This window comes from Streptomyces sp. NBC_01003 (assembly GCF_045162695.1).
GTDB lineage: Bacteria > Actinomycetota > Actinomycetes > Streptomycetales > Streptomycetaceae > Streptomyces.
Window position 1 is genome coordinate 7,194,731 of the sequence record NZ_CP108707.1, and the last position, 17,315, is coordinate 7,212,045.

A 17,315-nucleotide genomic window follows, 5' to 3' on the forward strand; every position below is an offset into this window, starting at 1 on the left:
CCGGGCCTTTTGCGCGGCCGCGTTTCCCAGTGTCAGTCCGGGATGGCACGCTTGTCCTGTGACCGAGATTGACGCAAAGATCGATGCTCTCGTCCCCGAGTGGCTCACCCTCCCCGACATCGCCGAGCAGTTCGGCGTGGAGGTGACGCGCGTGCGACAGCTGGTGAAGGAAGGCCAGGTGATCGCCGTACGCCGTGGGGAGAACAGGGCGCTGCACGTGCCCGCCGCCTTCATCGACGGCGACAAGGTCGTCAAGGGCCTCACCGGGACTCTGACCCTGCTCAGGGACGACGGCTACAACGACGAAGAGATGCTCGAGTGGCTCTTCACCCCCGACCCGACCCTGCCGGGCACCCCCGCGCAGGCGCTGAGCGAGAATCGCGGCACGGAGGTGAAGCGCCGCGCCCAGGCGCTCGCCGTCTGACCCGACAACCGTCCGGCGTGCGGGCCGCGCTCACCGCGGCCCGCACGCCACCGACCAGGGGGGACTCACCCATGGCCATGGCCGCAACGCAGCGCGCCCAGCTCGCCGACGCCCGGCTGTACCTGTGCACGGACGCCCGCAAGCGCCAGGGCGACCTCCCCGAGTTCCTCGACGCCGTCCTGGCGAACGGCGTGGACATCGTGCAGCTGCGCGACAAGGGCATGGAGGCGGGCGAGGAGATGGAGCACCTGGCCGTCTTCGCCGACGCCGCCGCCCGCCACGGCAAGCTGTTCGCGGTCAACGACCGGGCGGACGTCGCCCACGCCGCCGGCGCCGACGTCCTGCACCTGGGCCAGGGCGACCTGCCGGTCGCGGCCGCCCGCGCCATCCTCGGCGAGGACGTCCTGATCGGCCGCTCCACGCACGCCGACACGGAGGCCGCCGCGGCCGCCGTCCAGGACGGCGTGGACTACTTCTGCACCGGCCCCTGCTGGCCGACCCCCACCAAGCCCGGCCGGTACGCGCCCGGCCTCGACCTGGTGCGCTACACGGCCTCGCTCGGCACGGACCGCCCCTGGTTCGCGATCGGCGGCATCGACGCGGGCAATCTGGACGAGGTACTCGAAGCGGGCGCAAGCCGCGTCGTCGTGGTCCGCGCCATCACCGAGGCGGACGACCCTGGCGCAGCGGCGGCCGACTTCGCGAAGCGGCTGCGTACCGCCTGATCCGTTCGGTCGGGCCCCGCCAAGACGCGTGTCCGCAGGGTGGACGGGGATTAGGGACAGAGCCCTCCCGTGGCTAACCTGCCCGTATGGCCCTTGGCACCGCTTCCACCAGGACTGATCGCGCACGCACCGTGCGCGACATGCTCGCGACCGGCAAGACGACCTTCTCGTTCGAGTTCTCGGCGCCGAAGACCCCGAAGGGTGAGCGGAACCTCTGGAACGCGCTGCGACGGGTCGAGGCCGTCGCACCCGACTTCGTCTCCGTGACGTACGGCGCCGGTGGCTCCACCCGTGCGGGCACCGTCCGCGAGACCGAGCAGATCGTCGCCGACACGACCCTGACCCCGGTCGCCCACCTCACGGCCGTCGACCACTCCGTGGCCGAGCTGCGCAACATCATCGGCCAGTACGCGGACGCGGGCATCAGGAACATCCTCGCCGTGCGCGGAGACCCGCCCGGCGACCCCATGGCCGACTGGGTCGCGCACCCCGAGGGCCTGACCTACGCCGCCGAACTGGTCCGGCTCATCAAGGAGTCGGGCGACTTCTGCGTCGGCGTCGCGGCCTTCCCCGCGATGCACCCGCGCTCCGAGGACTGGGACTCCGACGTCGGCCACTTCGTGGACAAGTGCCGGGCGGGCGCCGACTACGCGATCACCCAGATGTTCTTCTACCCCGAGGAATACCTGCGGCTGCGCGACCGGGTCGAGGCAGCGGGTTGCGACACCCCCGTCATCCCGGAGATCATGCCGGTCACGAGCGTGCGCATGCTGGAGCGGCTGCCGCAGCTCAGCAACGCCACGTTCCCGACCGCCCTGAAAGAGCGCATCCTCACAGCCAAAGACGATCCGGCGGCTGTACGCTCCATTGGCATCGAGTTCGCGACGGAGTTCTGCGCGAAGCTGCTGGACGAGGGCGTTCCGGGTCTGCACTTCATCACGCTCAACAACTCCACGGCGACACTGGAGATCTACGAGAATCTGGGCCTGCACGACCAGCGGGCCTGACCCGGCCGTATTCCACCAGGGGCGGCGGCCGTACGAGAGGGGCGTACATGGGCTGGACGGTCCTCTACATCGCGTTCGGAATCGTCGCGTTGTGGCTGCTCGGTGAGGTACTGCTCCAGTACAAGGCGAGGCTGCGCTTCCGGCTGCTCGCCTTCGTCGGCTTTGTCGGCGTCGTCTTCGGTGTGCTGATCCCGTCGGTGATCGTCATCGGGATCGGCGCCATCACGTTCGCGGTCGGCCAGACGTATGTGACGCTGTCGTTCCGCAGGGGCTTCTCCACGGGCTGGGCGCTCGGCGGGAACCCCGGCGCGAGCAAGCGGCGCAAGCTCAGGGAGCCGGTCCACCAGGACCCGGTCCTCGAGGTCTCCGACCTGGAGTACGAGTCGGCCGCCCCGGACGCCCCCGAGCCCGAGTCCGCGGCCGAGGTGACGTCGGTCTACGCGCCGCAGCCGATGCCCGACGACACCGGCCAGTACGGCGTCTACACCCCGGCCGCCGCCCACACGGACGCCGCCGAACAGGGCTACGCCTACGACGCGTACGCGGGCTACGACCAGCAGCAGTACGGCTACGACAACGGCCAGCAGCAGTACGCCGCCTACTCCGACCCGTACATCGGGACGCAGACCTACCCGGCGCAGCCCCAGTACGACGACGCGTACGGCACGGGACAGCAGTACGGCGACCCGTATGCGAACGGCGGCTACGGCATGGAGACGCCGCCCGGCGGGGTCTGGGTGCCCCAGCAGCGCACCGGCGACGACCAGCACCAGCAGTACGGCGGCGAACTGCCCCCGGAGCAGCCCTACCCGTACGAGCAGAACGGGCAGGGCGGCTACGACGGCGGCTCCGGCTACAACGAGCAGCAGCAGTACCGCTACTGAACCCGGCGGGCGTCGCCCGTCACTGCGAGCCGCGGAAGTCCGGGCCCTCCACGATCAGCCCGGCCGCCAGCGCGCCCGACATCCCCGCGTGCGGCAGCCCGCCGCCCGGGTGCGACCAGCCGCCGACGGCGAGCAGGCCCGGAACGAGCGTGCTGTTGGACGAGTGCAGAAGCCGGCCGGAGGCCGCTGCCAGGGCAGGTGCGGGCACCGAACCGCCGTCGGCTCCGGTCGCCTCGGCGACATCCGACGGCGTGCGGACCTCGTGCCACAGCACGCGGTCGCGCAGCCCGGGGACCGCCTGCCCGGCGGCGTCGATGACCCGCTCCACGTCCGCGTCCGTCACGCGCGCGCCGCGCGCCACCGTGACCACCAGCGTGACCGCCTCATGGTCCGGGTCCGGCACCACGGAGGTGTCGTCGGGACGCAGGACCGTGACCGTCGGCCGCTCCGCCACCGCCGTGCCCCCGCGGAACAGCGAGGCCAGCTCGGCCTCCCGGTCCGCCGCGTGCACGACCGTCCGGTGCGGGGCGCCGCCGGGACGCGCGCCGCGCAGCGCCAGGAACACCGTCAGCCGGCTCGGCAGGGCCGACTGCGGCGCCACGTCGTCCTCGCCCCTGAGCGCCCGCCCGGGCAGCAGCGCTTCGAGGACGCCGGGAGCCACACCGGCGACCACGAAGTCGGCCTCCACGACCCTGCCCCCGGCCAGCTCGACGCCCGCCGCCCGGCCGTCCTTCTCCACGATCCGCGCCACCGGCGCGTCGAACTCGAACTCGACCTTCCGCTGAAGACACCGCTCGTACACGGCCCGCGCCAGCTCCCGCATCCCGCCGCGCACCGCCCAGGTGCCGAACGTCTGCTCCATGTAGGGCAGCACGGCCGCGCTCGCCGGAGCCGTACGCGGATCGAGGCCGGACGCGAGCGCGTACTGCTCGAGGAGCGCGACGAGCCGCGGGTCCCCGCCCAGTTCAAGAGCCGCGACCTCGGAGAGCGTCGTCGCCGACAGGTCCTTGCGCAGCATCCGTCGGCGGACCACCACGGGGTACGGCTCGCGGTCCGCGAGGATCCGCCAGTTCGGCCACAGGGGCTCTTCGAGGAGCGGGCGCCGGGTGCGGTCCCAGGCCTCACGCGCCCGGTTCATGAACGCCGACCAGCGCGCGCCCGAGCCCTCACCGAGCGCCGCGTCCAGGGCGTCGGCGATGCCCGCGCGCCGCGCGTTCGGCAGGTCCACCGCTGTGCCGTCCGCGAAGACATGGCGCACGGCGGGCTCCACCTGCGTCAGCCCGACCGTGTCCTCCAGGGGTTCCTTGCCCGTCTTGATGAACAAGTCCCGGTAGACCGCGGGCAGTTGGAGCAGCCCCGGGCCCGTGTCGAACGAGAAGCCGTCGCGAGCGAAGCCGCCGAGCGCCCCGCCGTACGTCGACGCGCGCTCGTACACCGCCACCCGGTGGCCTGCCACGGCCAGCCGGGCAGCGGCCGCCATCGCGCCCATCCCGGCGCCGATCACCGCAATCCGTGCCATGTCAGCGACTTTATCGGCCCCCACTGACACCCTCGCCGACAGCCCGGCCGGGGGCCGGATCAGCCCGGCGGCGCCCCGGTCCGGTGGGCGATGCGCCTCTCCTCGCGCCGTTGCGCCCGGCGCCGCAGGAAGCGCCGGATCCGCGAGATCAGGAAGTACAGCATGAACAGCCCGAGGAAGAGCAGGACGGCGGCGATGATCGCGGCCGCCTCGGGATGGAATATGGCGAACGTGATGATCCCGGCGACGCCGAGGTCCTCGGCCGTGCTCATCGCGACGTTGGTGAACGGCTCGGGCGAGGTGTTGATCGCCATCCGTGTCCCGGCCTTCACGGCGTGGCTGGCCAGCGCCGTCGACCCGCCGACCGCGCCCGCCGCGAGGTCGGACAGCGACCCGCTCTGGCCGGCGAGCAGCGCGCCCACAACGGCACCCGACACCGGCCGGATCACCGTGTGCGCGGTGTCCCAGAGCGAGTCCACGTAAGGGATCTTGTCGGCAACGGCCTCGCACAGGAACAGCACCCCGGCGGCGATGAGCACGTCGGTGCGCTGGAGCGACTCGGGGACTTCGTCGGTCAGCCCGGTCGCGCCGAAGATGCCGAGGAGGAGGACCACCGCGTACGCGTTGATCCCGCTCGCCCAGCCGCTCGTGAAGACCAGGGGGAGTACGGACACGGACGTGATCGTAACCAGTCGCGAACTCCGCGTCCTGGGCATGAGCACCCAGGCCTGAGTATCCGTACCTAGTACGTGAGATGAGTAGCTGCGCGGATGGGGTCCGACCTGCGCGGACGGGAGAGTGGAGGCACGGAAGGGGGGCGCGGCGCCGGTACCGCCGACACGGGGCGGCGGAACAGCGCTTCGCCCCCTTGGCCGCTCCTCCCGCCACGGCGGGGCGAGGTACGGGGGCCCGCACGACCGACGGGCCCACGGGGGAACACGGGGGATACGGGGGACGCGCCGGTCCGGTGAGGCCTGAGAATTCGGGCCACGCCGGACCGGCGTTCCGTTGTCTCCCCTTCGCGTTCGGGAGCGGTCAGCGGCCGCCCGTCACGCGTCCCTGGAGCAGCCGCGACAGCGCCGCGTGGACGTCGTCCAGGGAGCGCTCCGGCTGGAAGGCCTGCCAGTCGAGCGCGGCCACCAGGACCATGCCGACCAGCGCGGCCGCCGTCAGCGGGATGTCGATCTCCTCGCTCAGCTCACCGCCCTCGACAGCGTCCCGCAGCACGTCCTCCACGACGGCGACGGCCTCCTGCCTGACCACGGCGAGGGTGGACTGCCAGGCGCGGTTCGTGCGCCACAGCTCGGCCACGTACAGCTGGGTGAACGCCGGATAGCGGTCGATGAAGACGAGACCGGCCCGGATCATCGCGTCCAGGGCGTCGATCTTGCTGCCGCCGCTCGCGGCCGTCTTCTCCGACGCCTCCCGCAACGAGGCGGTGAGAAGCCCGACGCCGTGCCGGAGCAGCTCTTCGAAGAGCACCGACTTGCTGGCGAAGTTGTAGTAGACCGTGCCTTTCGCGACCCCGGCGCGCTCGGCGATCTCGTCGACCGTGGTGGCCGAGAACCCCTGCTCCGCGATGAGCGTGACCGCGGCCTCGTACAGCTTCTGCCGGGTGGCCTGGCGCCGTGTGCTGCTTTCCATGCCCCTGATTCTCACAGGCGGCGGCGTGGGTGCGCTCACAGGCTGAGCTCGGGGTGCAGCCGGTCCAGTGTCCACACCTGCTTGCTGCGGGCGCTCAGCGCGGTCAGGGCCAGCGCGCCGGCCGTGAACGCGGCGAGCACGGCACACGCCTGCCACACGGGTCCGAGGCCGCCGCCCGAGATCAGTCTCCGCAGCGCCTCGACGACGTACGTCATCGGCAGGAAGGGGTGGATCGCGTTGAAGAAGCCGGGGCTCGTCTGCACGGGATACGTGCCGCCCGCCGACGTCAGCTGGAGCATCAGGAATGCGAGTACGAGGATCCGCCCCGCCGCTCCGAAGCGGGCGTTCAGCCACTGCACGATCGCCGCGAAGCACGCCGTGACGAGGAACAGGAAGCCGACCGTTCCGGCAGCCCTGACCATCTGGAGCCCCAGAGCCCAGTGCAGCACGGACATCAGTGCGGCCACCTGGAGCACCCCGAGCACGGCCACGGGCAGCCAGCCGGCCAGCGCGATCCGCCAGGCGGAGGCGCCCGCGGCGAGTGCGCGCCGGTTGAGCGGCTGGATCAGCATGTAGGCCACCATCGCGCCGACCCACAGGGACAGCGGGATGAAGTAAGGGGCGAACCCGGTGCCGTAGTTGGGCGCCTTGTGCAGGGACTGCGAGGCGAGCTGGACCGGGTCGGACATGACGCCGGTGCGCTGGTCGCGGTCCTTCTTGTCGTAGTCGGGGATCTGCTTCACCCCGTCGTGGAGCCCGCCGGCCAGCTCGCCGGAGCCGTCGGCCAGCTTGAACATGCCGCCGTTGAGATCGCCGGCGCCCGTCTTCAGCTTGCCGACGCCCGTGTCGAGGTCCGCCGAGCCCGTCCTCGCCGTGCCGAGCCCGGTGTGCAGCTGCTTGGCACCCTTGGCGACCTGGCCCGCGCCCTTGTTGAGGGCATTGATCTTCGAGACGGCGGTGGCCACGTCCTGGTCGAGCGTCGGGGCGTGCTTGGCCAGCGCCTCGGACTGCCGCTGGAGCGTGGCGAGATGGCGGTCGAGGGTGTCCAGGTCGCCGTGGTCGTCCTCGATCAGGACGTTCAGGTCGTCGGCGACCTTCGCCACGTCGGCCGCGGCCACCTTGGCCTTCTTGAGGTCGGGGCAGACCGGGTCGGGCAGGGGCAGCGTCTCGCAGCGCGCCTTGTAGACCCCGTCCAGGACGTCGGATCCCGCGTGCGCGCCCTTGGCGGCCGTCGGCGCCGTCTTCACCAGGACGTCGAGGTTGTGCCGGATGCCCTTCGCGGAGTCGGCGACGAGCCGGGCGGTGTCGCCGATCGCCTTCTTGTTGTCCTTCAGGAACGGGCGCACCTGCCCGGCGACGCCGTTGACCTTGTCGGCGAGGAGCTGGGTGCCGTCGGAGACCTGCTTCGAGCCGGACTCCAGATCCCCCGCGCCCTTGTTCAGCTTCTTGATCCCGCCGGCCAGCTCACCGCTGCCCTTCTTGGCGTCCTTCAGGCCGTCCGCCAGGTCCTTGGACCCCTTCTTCGCCTTGCCGATGCCGCCCTTGAGCTGGTCGGCCCCCTTCGCGGCCTTCTTGGTCGCGTCGTGGATGTCGGAGAACGAGATGAAGATCCGGTCGAGGAACGAGCGCGACGCGTGGGTGGACGCCGCTGAACGCACCTCGGAGAACACCGTCCGCGAGATCTGCCCGACGATGTAGTTGTTGGCGTCGTTCGTCCGCACCTGAAGAGCGCCGGTCTCCGGGGTGTCCCCGGAGCTGGACGCGATGCGCTCGCTGAAGTCCGCGGGCATCGTCAGCGACAGGTAGTACGTCCCGTCCTCGACACCCTTGCGGGCCTGCGCCGCGCTCACCTCGTGCCACTCGAAGGTCTTGCTGTCGTGCAGCCCCTCGGTGATGTCGTCGCCGGCCACGATTTTCTGGCCGGCGGCCCGCGCCCCCTTGTCGTCGTTGACGAGCGCGACGGGAATCCTGTCGAGACGCCCGTACGGGTCCCAGAACGACCACAGGTACAGGGCGCCGTACAGCAGGGGCAGCAGCAGGAGCGCGGCGAGCGCGGCGCGCGGCAGCTTCCCCCTGCCGAAGCGCCTGAGCTCAAGCGCGGCCAGCTTCGGCGAGCGCATCCGCCGTCTCCTTCTTGTCTGTCTCGGGATTCTCGGGGCTCTGCTCGTCCGCTTCGTCGCGGGGCGCCGTCGATACGACGACCGCGTCCTTCGGCGCCTCGCTGCACACCGCCACGACCGTCGTGCCGGACTCGGCGACGGACCTCAACAGGTCCCAGACCTGCGTCCGTTCGGCGTCCGAGAGCTTCAGGTCGGTGTCGTCGACGCCGAGCAGCCGCGGCCGCCCGATCAGCGCGAGGGCCACCGACAGCCGGAGCGCCTCGATCCGCTCAAGGTCGCGCACGGCGGTGCGAGTGCCCTTCGGCAGCGCCTCCCGGTCGAGGCCCGCGGCGGCCAGCGCGGTGTCGATCCGCAGCCGCGAGGCAACCGCCCGCTCGGACGGTGGCCGCAGCAACGTCCGCAGGGAACCGTCGAACCGCCGCTGCAGCAGCGCCCGTTCGCGCAGATGCTCCTCGACCGTCAGCGCGGGATCGAGGTCGGTGACCCCGGGCACATGGGCGAGAGCGCTGATCCGCCGTACCGCGGACAACTGCTTCGGCAGCCGGAAGGAGCCGACGGACGCGGCGCCCTCGGTGGGCCGCATGCGTCCGGTGAGGGCGAGCAGCAGGCAGGTGCGGCCCGACCCGGACGGCCCTTCGACGGCGACGAGCGCCCCGGGCTTCGCGTCGATGTCCACCCCGCGGAACGCCCAGCCGCGCGGGCCCTTGAGCCCGAACCCCTCGGCGCTGACGGCGACCGCGTTCGGACCGTCCATGGTCGGGCCCCCCTTTTTGAACTGACTGGTCAGTGCAAAAGTTAGCCCGAACTGTCGCTCGAAGCAAAAGTGCAGGTCAGGGCCGATTGTCAGTGGCGTACTCCACGATGGGCACATACGGCCACTGAGCCGTCACGCAGACGACAGGAGGTTCGTCATGGCTGGACATTCAGCAGCAGCCGCACGCCGGCCCCGCGCCACAGGCCCTGCACCCTCGCTGACCGGACCCGCCGCCGACGTCCACCCCGTACTCCGCCGGGCAACTGCCCCTCCCGCCGCTCTCGACCTGCTCGCCCAGGCGCGCACGGGCCTCGACGAGGCGGCCCTCCTCGAAACGCCCAACGAGCGGTATGCCACGGCCCATCTCGCCGCGCTGCGCACCGCGGCCGCCGTACTCGCTGCCCGCGGGCGCCCCGAACCCACGCCCCGACGCCGCGCCCGGATACGGAGCGCCTGGGAAGTGCTCCCCGAGATCGCACCCGAACTGTCCGAGTGGAGCGCCCTGTTCGCCTCCGGCGCCATCCGCAGGGCGCGCGCCGAAGCGGGCATCCGGGGAGCGGCCAGCATCCGCGACGCGGACGACCTGCTCCGCGACGTCGCGATGTTCCTGCGCCTCGTCGAGCGGATGCTGGTCCTCCAGCCGTTACTGCCCCAGCCCAGGGCGCAGGACGAGGGCCCGACGGCGGGCCGGGAGGCGCCCGACGTGGGGTGACCGGACAGCTCTCACGAGGCAATAGGGTGGAGGCGCCCGAAGCCTCCACCCATCGCCGTGCCGGTGGGGGAGGAATCCCCATCGCTCCGCAGCCCATGAGCCGGAGCCGCGCCGAGGAGTCACCTGTCGTGTCGGACCCGATGCGCCCCCGCGCTTCTCTCCGTACCGCCGTGGTCTGGGACGTTCTCAAGGACGCTCTCGACCGTCGCGTCAAGGCCACGGGGCGTGAGTCGCTCGACGTGCTCGACACCGGAGGCGGCAGCGGCAACTTCGCGGTGCCCGTGGCCGGCCTCGGTCACCGCGTCACCGTCGTCGACCCCAGCCCGAACGCGCTCTTCGCACTCGAGCGCCGCGCGGCCGAGGCCGGCGTGGCCGACCGCGTGCGCGGGGTGCAGGGCGACGTCTCAGGTCTCTTCGACGTCGTCGAGCGCGACGGATACGACGTGGTCCTGTGCCACGGCGTCCTGGAGTACGTCGACGACCCGGCCGAGGGCGTACGCAACGCGGTGGGCGCCCTCCGCTCCTCCGGCGTCCTCAGCCTGCTCGCCGCGGGACTCGGCGGCGCCGTGCTCGCCCGGGCACTCGCCGGGCACTTCAAGGAGGCCAGGCAGGCCCTCGGCGACCCGGCGGGCCGCTGGGGCGACGGCGACCCCGTGCCGCGCCGCTTCAGCGCCGAGCAGCTCACCCAGCTCGTCGGATCCGCGGGCGTCGAGGTCGGCGCGGTGCACGGCGTACGGGTCTTCGCCGACCTCGTGCCGGGCGTCCTCGTGGACACCGAACCGGGAGCCCTCCAGGAGCTCCTCAAGCTGGAGGCCGCCGCCGCCGAGGTGCCCGCCTTCCACTCCGTCGCCACGCAGCTGCACGTCCTCGGCGAGAAGCAGGGGACCCCGGAGGCCTGAAGGCCCCCGGTGACGCGCCGCTGATCAGCGGCGCAGCGGCGGATGGAGTACGCCACAGGCCCCCCGCTTCGGCGCCGGGCGCCGTATGATCGAGGGAGCCGGTCCGGCATGACGGGACGGCCGCCGGGGCATTAACGCCTCAGCGAGCCGGAGCGGAGTGGTGGTCCTGGTTGGCGAAGTTGGCGTAGAGGGGCGGGTTTCACGGGGGCGATTCCCTGCCTATCCTGAAGGGGACCCCCGGTCGCCCCGGCGACTGCACGATGAGGAGGACTCCGTGCCGCTCTCGGAGCACGAGCAGCGAATGCTCGAGCAGATGGAGCGAGCGCTGTACGCCGAAGATCCCAAGTTCGCGACAGCGCTTGAGGGAAGCGGGCTGCGTACGTACACCCGACGTCGGGTCTACCAGGCAGTCGCCGGCTTCCTGGTGGGTATCGCGCTCCTCATGGCCGGAATGGTCGCACAGCAGATCTGGATCAGCGTGGTGGGGTTCCTCGTCATGCTGGGCTGCGCGGTCCTTGCCGTGACCGGATGGCGCAAAGCGCCCAAGCCCGGTGAACAGCCGGCTGCCGGAGCAGCGCCAGGAGCGCCGCCGGCCGCGCGGCGTCAGGGCAAGCAGCGCCGCTCGATGATGAACCGGATCGAGGAGCGCTGGCAGCGGCGCCGAGACGAACAGGGCGGCCACTGAGCCCCCGCCGGACGAAGTCCTCACGGGATCAATAGTCCTCACAGGAACAGACGTAGCCGAGGGGTGACCACTCACGGGTGGTCACCCCTCAGGCGTATCCGCGCGCCGGCGCCTCAGCGTGGCCGCTTGCGCACGAGCGGCCGCCCCCCTCAGCTCTCCTGGCCGGAAGGCCGCCGCGGACGCCGCAGGAGCGTCGACTTCCGCGCCGTCCAGCGGGCGCCCAGCGCCGCCCAGCGCTGCGAAAGGCTCCACGCCACTCGAACGGTCGAGCGAGGTGCGAGCGTCGCCCGCACCCGGGCCGAGCGGCTCGCCTTGGCGTGCAGGCCCTGATGCAGGCGGCGCACGTCGTCCCCGAGACCCGCCGTCGGCTGCGGCCTCGGCGCGTAGAGGACCTGCTCCACCGCGGCCGCCACCCGATGCACGGAGTCCGCCGCCACCTGGTCGAGCTGTCCGACGCGGACGATCCGCGCGGCCGCCTTCCGCGGCGTCTGTGACTCGTCCGGTGCGATGCCGTGGTCCCACGCCGTATCGGTCACTTCCAGCCACGCCGCGAGGGCGCGTGCCGCCGCGTCCCCGTCCGTGCGGCCGGGCGAGCCGAGCCGCACCTCCCGTACCCGCTGCCGCCACAGCATCGGGAGCAGCGGCACGAGCACCACCAGCAGTACGCCGAGCGCGATGAGGGCGATCGTGCCGAAGGGCGGGCCGTCGTCGCCGGACGCGCCGATCACCGCGGGCGCGGTGTTCGAGCAGCCGCCCAGCTTCCGCTCGGCCGCCGGGCAGTTGTCCGACGCGGAGGGCTGCCCCGCCGACGGCTCCGACGAAGCGGCCTCGCTGGGCGCCGCCGGGTTGCTCGGGCTGCCCGCCGGGGTGTCGACACGCGTGTACTCGGGTGCCGTGCCGCGGTTCGGCGTCGGCTCGAAGCGGGTCCAGCCCACGCCTTCGAAGTACAGCTCAGGCCACGCGTGCGCGTCCCGCAGGCCAACCGACATCCGGCCGTCCGCCTGCGGAGAGCCCGGCGTGAAGCCCACCGCCACCCGCGCCGGAATCCCCAGAGTTCTGGCCATCGCGGCCATCGAGAAGGAGAAGTGGACGCAGAAGCCTTCCTTGTCCTTCAGGAAACGGGCGATGGCCGAGGAGCCGCTGCCCGCCCGGACCTCCGTGTTGTACGTGAAGCCGCCGCTCACGGCGAAGAAGTCCTGGAGCTTCACGGCCCGCTGGTAGTCGTTCGTCGCGCCCTCGGTGACGCGCAGCGCCGTCTTCTCGACGATCGACGGCAGCGAGGACGGCACCTTGGTGAACTCCCGGCGCAGCTCGCTCGGCGCCGCGGGAGCGTTCGCCAGCTGCTCGGCGGTCGGCTGCACGATCAGGCTCTCGACGCCGTACTTCTTGCCGCGCGTGGTCTGGTTGTGATCGCCGACGAGGGTCCGGCCCACCGGCTCGTACCGCCAGCGTCCCGAGATGTCGACCTTCGTCGCCGGGTAGGGGAGCGGCAGCCAGTCCTGGGCGTACCAGCCGGCCGCCGCGATGTTCGTGCGGATCTCCGTCCTGCGGACGTCCGCGCCGAGGCCGCGGGGGCTCGGGAACGGCGAGGGCACGTCGATGATGCTGCGCTTGGCGGGCCGCCAGGTCGTCCCGTCGAACTCGTCGAGGGAGACGATCCGCAGATACAGGTCCTGGGTGTTCTTCGAGTTCGTGCGGTACGACATCACCTCCCGGTCCTCGGGCTGGTTCAGGCTGTTCTGAAGGGAGACCAGGGGGTTCACGGCGGAGATGGTGCCGCCGCCTCCGGAGCCCACACCCGTCCCCGTACCCGACGGGCCGAGCAGGCCGCCGTCGAGCGCGGGCAGCGCGAGCGGCACCACCAGGGCGACGCCGAGCGCGAGCGCGCCGATCCGGCGGCCCGTACGAACCGGGGCCACGGCGTCGGCCGTGCTCTCCACCGCGCCGCCCGGTGAGCGGGCCGTACCGCCGAAGACGCGCCCCCACTGCGAGAGCCGGTCCCGGCCCTCGGCGAGGAGCAGCAGCAGATAGCCGCCGGCGGCGAGCAGGAACCACAGCCAGTCGGTGGCGCCCTGGGAGAGGCCCGCGGCGACCGAGTAGAGGGCGAGCAGCGGCAGCCCGGCGGGCGCCGCGCTGCGGAACGTCACCGCGAGCGCGTCCACCGCGAGGCCGATCACCAGGACGCCGCCCACGAGCATCAGCCGGATCCCGTCGGACAGCGGCGCGGGGATCGCGAACCGCCCCACGTCGTCGCCGCCCGCCTGGAGAAGCTCCCCGAAGTGACGGAACGCCTCCGGCCCCGGCAGCACCCCGCCGATCGCCTGGGCGTTCGCGAACAGCAGAGTCAGCAGCAGCAGCGTCACGAGCGCCTGCACGGCCACCGTGAGCGGCCGCGCGAGAGGCACCCGCCGGGCCAGTGCCCCCACCCCGGCCTGGACGACCAGCAGGAACGCGGCCTGGACGATCCAGATAGCGTCATCGACGAGCGGCAGCAGGGCACACGCCGCCATGAACGTGGCCGCCGTCGCACACAGCGTCAGCCGAGCGCCTCCACTCATGACCGCGCCTTTCCCCCTGTGACATCACGCATGATCAAGAACCCCACCTCGCCACCGCCGGTCCGCTCTCCGCGCCCGTGGCCGCCCGGTGCCGGTCGGCGTCGCGCCACAGCTCGGTCAAGGACGTGCCGGGCGGGACCGCGAGGGCGGACCAGCCCGCCTCGCGCAGCATCCGCAGCCGCTCCTCGCAGCGCTCCGAAGGGGCGCCGCGCGTCCAGGCCCCGCTGTCCAGGACGAAGGCGACGGCGCCGCCACTGCGCTGCCGCATCTTGGCGGCGACCGCCGTCTGTTCCTCGTCGAGATCGCCGAAGAAGGCCACCAGCAGCCCTTCGTTCCCCCCGCGCAGCACGTCGTAGGCGCGCGAGAGCCCCGAGCCGTCCGAGTGGTCGACGACGGCGAGCGTGTCCATCATCAGTCCGGCCGCGTCCGCCGACTCCTGGCTGGCGCCCGCGAACCCGTCGGACCCCTCGCCCGGCACCGAGGTGCCCGTATCGGTCAACAGTCGTACGGAGAAGCCCCGTTCGAGCATGTGGAACAGCGTCGACGCCGTACCGGACACCGCCCACTCGAAGGCCGAGTCGGGGCCCGCGCCCTGGAAGGCGAGGCGCCGGGTGTCGAGGAGCACCGTGCAGCGGGCCCGCTGCGGCTGCTCCTCGCGGCGCACCATCAGCTCGCCGTATCGCGCGGTCGAGCGCCAGTGCACGCGGCGCAGGTCGTCTCCGTAGCGGTAACCGCGCGGGATCACGTCGTCCTCGCCGGCCAGGGCCAGCGAGCGGTTCCGCCCGTCGCCGTACCCCTTGGCCTCTCCGGTCAGCCGCACCGCGGGCAGCGGCTCCACGCGCGGGATGACCGTGAGGGTGTCGTACGTGGAGAAGGAGCGGGACAGTTCACACAGGCCGAACGGGTCCGTCAGGCGCAGTTGGAGCGGGCCGAGCGGATAGCGGCCCCGCAGGTCCGAGCGCACGCGGTACGACACCTCGCGGCGGCCGCCCGCCTCCACCCGGTCCAGGACGAAACGGGGACGCGGCCCGAGCACGTACGGCACCCGGTCCTGAAGCATCAGCAGGCCGGTGGGCAGCCGCGAGACGTTGTCCATGCGGAGATGGACGCGGGCCTCGCTGCCCGCGGGCACGCGCGCGGGGGACAGGCGTCGGCTGCTCGAGACCCGGTAGCGCGTGCGGTAGAGCACGAACGCGCAGACCAGCGGCAGCACGGCGAGCAGCAGCCCGACCCGGAGCAGATCGGCCTGCCCCAGGACGTACGCGCAGATCGCCGCCGCGATCCCGGCGGCCAGGAACGAACGGCCCCTGGTGGTCAGCCCCGAGAGCGCGACCCGGAGGCCGCCCTTGTCGTCGTCACCCCCGAAGCCTCCCCCGTCGGCCATCACAGCCTCCGGGCGCCGGGCGGCTGCTGGCCGTACATCGGGGATCCGTGGCCCGAGGCGGCCGGGACCGCCGTGTGCTGGAGGATCTCCAGGACGACCTGCTCGGACGTGCGCCGGTTCAACTGGGCCTGGGCGGTGGGCAGCAGGCGGTGCGCGAGGACCTGCACGGCGAGCGCCTGCACGTCGTCGGGCAGTGCGTACTCACGCCCGCTCAGCGCCGCGGATGCCTTCGCCGCCCGCAGCAGATGAAGCGTGGCGCGCGGCGAGGCGCCGAGTCTGAGGTCGGGGTGGCTGCGCGTGGCAGCGACCAGGTCGACCGCGTACCGCCGCACCGAGTCGGCCACGTGGACCGAGCGGACGGCGTCGACGAGCTTCACGATGTCGTGCGCGTGCGCCACCGGCTGGAGGTCGTCCAGCGGGGAGGCCCCGCCGTGGATGTCGAGCATCTGCAGCTCGGCCTCCGGGCTCGGGTAGCCGATCGACACCCGGGCCATGAAACGGTCGCGCTGCGCCTCGGGCAGTGGGTACGTGCCCTCCATCTCGACCGGGTTCTGCGTGGCCACGACCATGAAGGGGCTGGGCAGCTCGTACGTCTGCCCGTCGATGGTGACCTGGCGCTCCTCCATGGACTCCAGGAGCGCCGACTGTGTCTTCGGGGACGCGCGGTTGATCTCGTCGCCGATCACGATCTGCGCGAAGATCGCGCCGGGCTTGAACTCGAAGTCCCTGCGCTGCTGGTCCCAGATGGACACACCGGTGATGTCCGACGGCAGCAGGTCGGGCGTGAACTGGATGCGACGCACCGAGCAGTCGATGGACTTGGCGAGCGCCTTCGCCAGCATGGTCTTGCCGACGCCCGGTACATCCTCGATGAGCAGGTGCCCCTCGGCCAGGAGCACTGTCAGCGAAAGCCGTACGACCTCCGGCTTGCCCTCGATCACACCCTCCACCGACCTGCGGACCCGCTCCACAGTGGTGGTCAGATCAGTGAGGCTCGCTCGATCGTCATAGGTCGTCACCCGGCCCTCCTCGGCCCGTACTTTCCGGGCCGACGCTCTTGGCTGCGGCCCGGCCCACCCCGAAACACGGACACCACGCGCGACGAGTTCCATCTCCTCGCACGGGGTGCCACTCCGCATTCTTGTTGCCGTTACCGGTTCGTGTCATCCGCCTGTGGATAACTGCCAGCGATATGTCAGGTCTTGCGGCCTTTTGTTACGCGGGATCGATCTCCCGGAGGAGACCCGTCTTCACATCGAAGACGAATCCGCGCACATTGTCGGTGTCCACCAGGAACGGGGACGTCCGCACGCGCTGCATCGACTGGCGCACGTCCTGGTCGACATCGCGGAACGCCTCGACGGCCCAGGCCGGGCGCTGGCCGACCTCCATCTCCAGCTCGTGGCGGAACTCCTCCGTGAGGCTCTCCAGGCCGCAGCCGGTGTGGTGGATGAGGACCACACTGCGGGTGCCGAGCGCCCGCTGGCTGATGGTGAGCGAGCGGATGACGTCATCGGTGACGACGCCGCCCGCGTTGCGGATGGTGTGGCAGTCGCCCAGTTCGAGACCCAGGGCGTCGTGCAGGTCGAGCCGGGCGTCCATGCACGCCACGACGGCCACCTTCAGGACGGGCCGGGCGTCCATGCCGGGGTCGGTGAACGCCGCTGCGTAGCGCTGGTTCGCCTCGACGAGTCGGTCGGTCACGGTGCCGTCGACGGGTATGGCGCCTTCGGACTCGGCAGGGAGGGATGCGGAAGTCGTCATAGCTATGACGGTAATGGTCACTCCTGGGACAAGCCTGCTGTGAGAGGGGACAAAGAACGTCATCGCGGCTTGTTGTGAGGTAACCCACAGAGGCGGCGCCGACTCGCCCGTACGGGTGATTTCTCCTGATCCCAGGCATCGCGAAGAGGCGGCGCGCGACGCGCAGGCCGGTTGATTGACCGGGCGACACCGTGGACTAAAGTGACGCGGAAACCCCAGGAAACACCGAAGATCCC

The 17,315-nt window shown here is 71.7% G+C and carries 16 protein-coding genes; 7 read left to right on the top strand and 9 right to left on the bottom strand.

Annotated elements, in window-relative coordinates; genetic code table 11:
* The first annotated feature begins 58 nt into the window (after window positions 1–58).
* The 4 genes from OG698_RS32760 to OG698_RS32775 all read left to right on the top strand — a co-directional run bounded on the left by OG698_RS32760 (window position 59) and on the right by OG698_RS32775 (window position 3,040).
* Complete coding sequence (locus OG698_RS32760) at window positions 59–424, top strand: Rv2175c family DNA-binding protein (protein ID WP_100592200.1); 366 nt, start codon at window positions 59–61, stop codon at window positions 422–424.
* A 77-nt stretch (window positions 425–501) separates the two neighbouring features.
* Window positions 502–1,149, top strand: a complete 648-nt coding sequence (gene thiE / locus OG698_RS32765; RefSeq protein ID WP_100592587.1) for a thiamine phosphate synthase — start codon at window positions 502–504, stop codon at window positions 1,147–1,149.
* 86 nt (window positions 1,150–1,235) lie between these two features.
* Entirely contained in the window at window positions 1,236–2,156 is a 921-nt protein-coding gene (gene metF / locus OG698_RS32770; protein ID WP_406107302.1) for a methylenetetrahydrofolate reductase [NAD(P)H], read from the top strand.
* A 47-nt stretch (window positions 2,157–2,203) separates the two neighbouring features.
* On the top strand, window positions 2,204–3,040 hold the full coding sequence (locus OG698_RS32775; protein WP_406107303.1) for a hypothetical protein: 837 nt from the start codon (window positions 2,204–2,206) through the stop codon (window positions 3,038–3,040).
* A gap of 19 nt (window positions 3,041–3,059) precedes the next feature.
* On the opposite strand, the gene OG698_RS32780 is transcribed toward OG698_RS32775, so the two are convergent.
* The 5 genes from OG698_RS32780 to OG698_RS32800 form a co-directional block, all read right to left on the bottom strand.
* Window positions 3,060–4,559 carry a phytoene desaturase family protein gene (locus OG698_RS32780; protein WP_406107304.1) on the bottom strand — a complete coding sequence of 500 codons (1,500 nt, stop codon included), beginning with the start codon at window positions 4,557–4,559 and terminating at the stop codon, window positions 3,060–3,062.
* 59 nt (window positions 4,560–4,618) lie between these two features.
* Window positions 4,619–5,275 (bottom strand): DUF4126 domain-containing protein, encoded by a 657-nt coding sequence (locus OG698_RS32785; RefSeq protein ID WP_406107305.1) that lies wholly within the window; start codon window positions 5,273–5,275, stop codon window positions 4,619–4,621.
* Window positions 5,276–5,594: 319 nt separating this feature from the next.
* On the bottom strand, window positions 5,595–6,203 hold the full coding sequence (locus OG698_RS32790) for a TetR/AcrR family transcriptional regulator (RefSeq protein WP_100592205.1): 609 nt from the start codon (window positions 6,201–6,203) through the stop codon (window positions 5,595–5,597).
* A 35-nt stretch (window positions 6,204–6,238) separates the two neighbouring features.
* The gene (locus OG698_RS32795) at window positions 6,239–8,323 is read right to left on the bottom strand and encodes a YhgE/Pip family protein (RefSeq protein WP_406107307.1); all 2,085 of its coding nucleotides are present in this window, start codon (window positions 8,321–8,323) and stop codon (window positions 6,239–6,241) included.
* The gene (locus OG698_RS32800; RefSeq protein WP_406107309.1) at window positions 8,295–9,077 is read right to left on the bottom strand and encodes an ATP-binding cassette domain-containing protein; all 783 of its coding nucleotides are present in this window, start codon (window positions 9,075–9,077) and stop codon (window positions 8,295–8,297) included. The genes OG698_RS32795 and OG698_RS32800 overlap by 29 nt, the downstream gene beginning before the upstream one ends.
* 157 nt (window positions 9,078–9,234) lie before the next feature.
* Here OG698_RS32800 and OG698_RS32805 point away from each other — a divergent pair, with 157 nt between their 5' ends.
* The 3 genes from OG698_RS32805 (at window position 9,235) to OG698_RS32815 (ending at window position 11,373) form a co-directional block, all read left to right on the top strand.
* Window positions 9,235–9,789: an SAV_6107 family HEPN domain-containing protein gene (locus OG698_RS32805; protein ID WP_406107310.1), complete on the top strand. Its 555-nt coding sequence runs from the start codon at window positions 9,235–9,237 to the stop codon at window positions 9,787–9,789.
* A gap of 128 nt (window positions 9,790–9,917) precedes the next feature.
* Entirely contained in the window at window positions 9,918–10,688 is a 771-nt protein-coding gene (locus OG698_RS32810; RefSeq protein ID WP_100592209.1) for a methyltransferase, read from the top strand.
* A 274-nt stretch (window positions 10,689–10,962) separates the two neighbouring features.
* Window positions 10,963–11,373 carry a DUF3040 domain-containing protein gene (locus OG698_RS32815; RefSeq protein ID WP_399970000.1) on the top strand — a complete coding sequence of 137 codons (411 nt, stop codon included), beginning with the start codon at window positions 10,963–10,965 and terminating at the stop codon, window positions 11,371–11,373.
* Window positions 11,374–11,522: 149 nt separating this feature from the next.
* Here the strand turns inward: OG698_RS32815 and OG698_RS32820 are convergent, their stop codons facing one another.
* The 4 genes from OG698_RS32820 to OG698_RS32835 form a co-directional block, all read right to left on the bottom strand.
* Window positions 11,523–13,931: a DUF3488 and DUF4129 domain-containing transglutaminase family protein gene (locus tag OG698_RS32820; RefSeq protein ID WP_406107312.1), complete on the bottom strand. Its 2,409-nt coding sequence runs from the start codon at window positions 13,929–13,931 to the stop codon at window positions 11,523–11,525.
* Between the two features lie 34 nt (window positions 13,932–13,965).
* The gene (locus OG698_RS32825; RefSeq protein WP_406107314.1) at window positions 13,966–15,315 is read right to left on the bottom strand and encodes a DUF58 domain-containing protein; all 1,350 of its coding nucleotides are present in this window, start codon (window positions 15,313–15,315) and stop codon (window positions 13,966–13,968) included.
* The gene (locus tag OG698_RS32830) at window positions 15,315–16,334 is read right to left on the bottom strand and encodes a MoxR family ATPase (protein ID WP_326776168.1); all 1,020 of its coding nucleotides are present in this window, start codon (window positions 16,332–16,334) and stop codon (window positions 15,315–15,317) included. The genes OG698_RS32825 and OG698_RS32830 overlap by 1 nt, the downstream gene beginning before the upstream one ends.
* A gap of 196 nt (window positions 16,335–16,530) precedes the next feature.
* Window positions 16,531–17,079 (bottom strand): beta-class carbonic anhydrase, encoded by a 549-nt coding sequence (locus OG698_RS32835; RefSeq protein ID WP_399970006.1) that lies wholly within the window; start codon window positions 17,077–17,079, stop codon window positions 16,531–16,533.
* Window positions 17,080–17,315 lie beyond the last annotated feature (236 nt).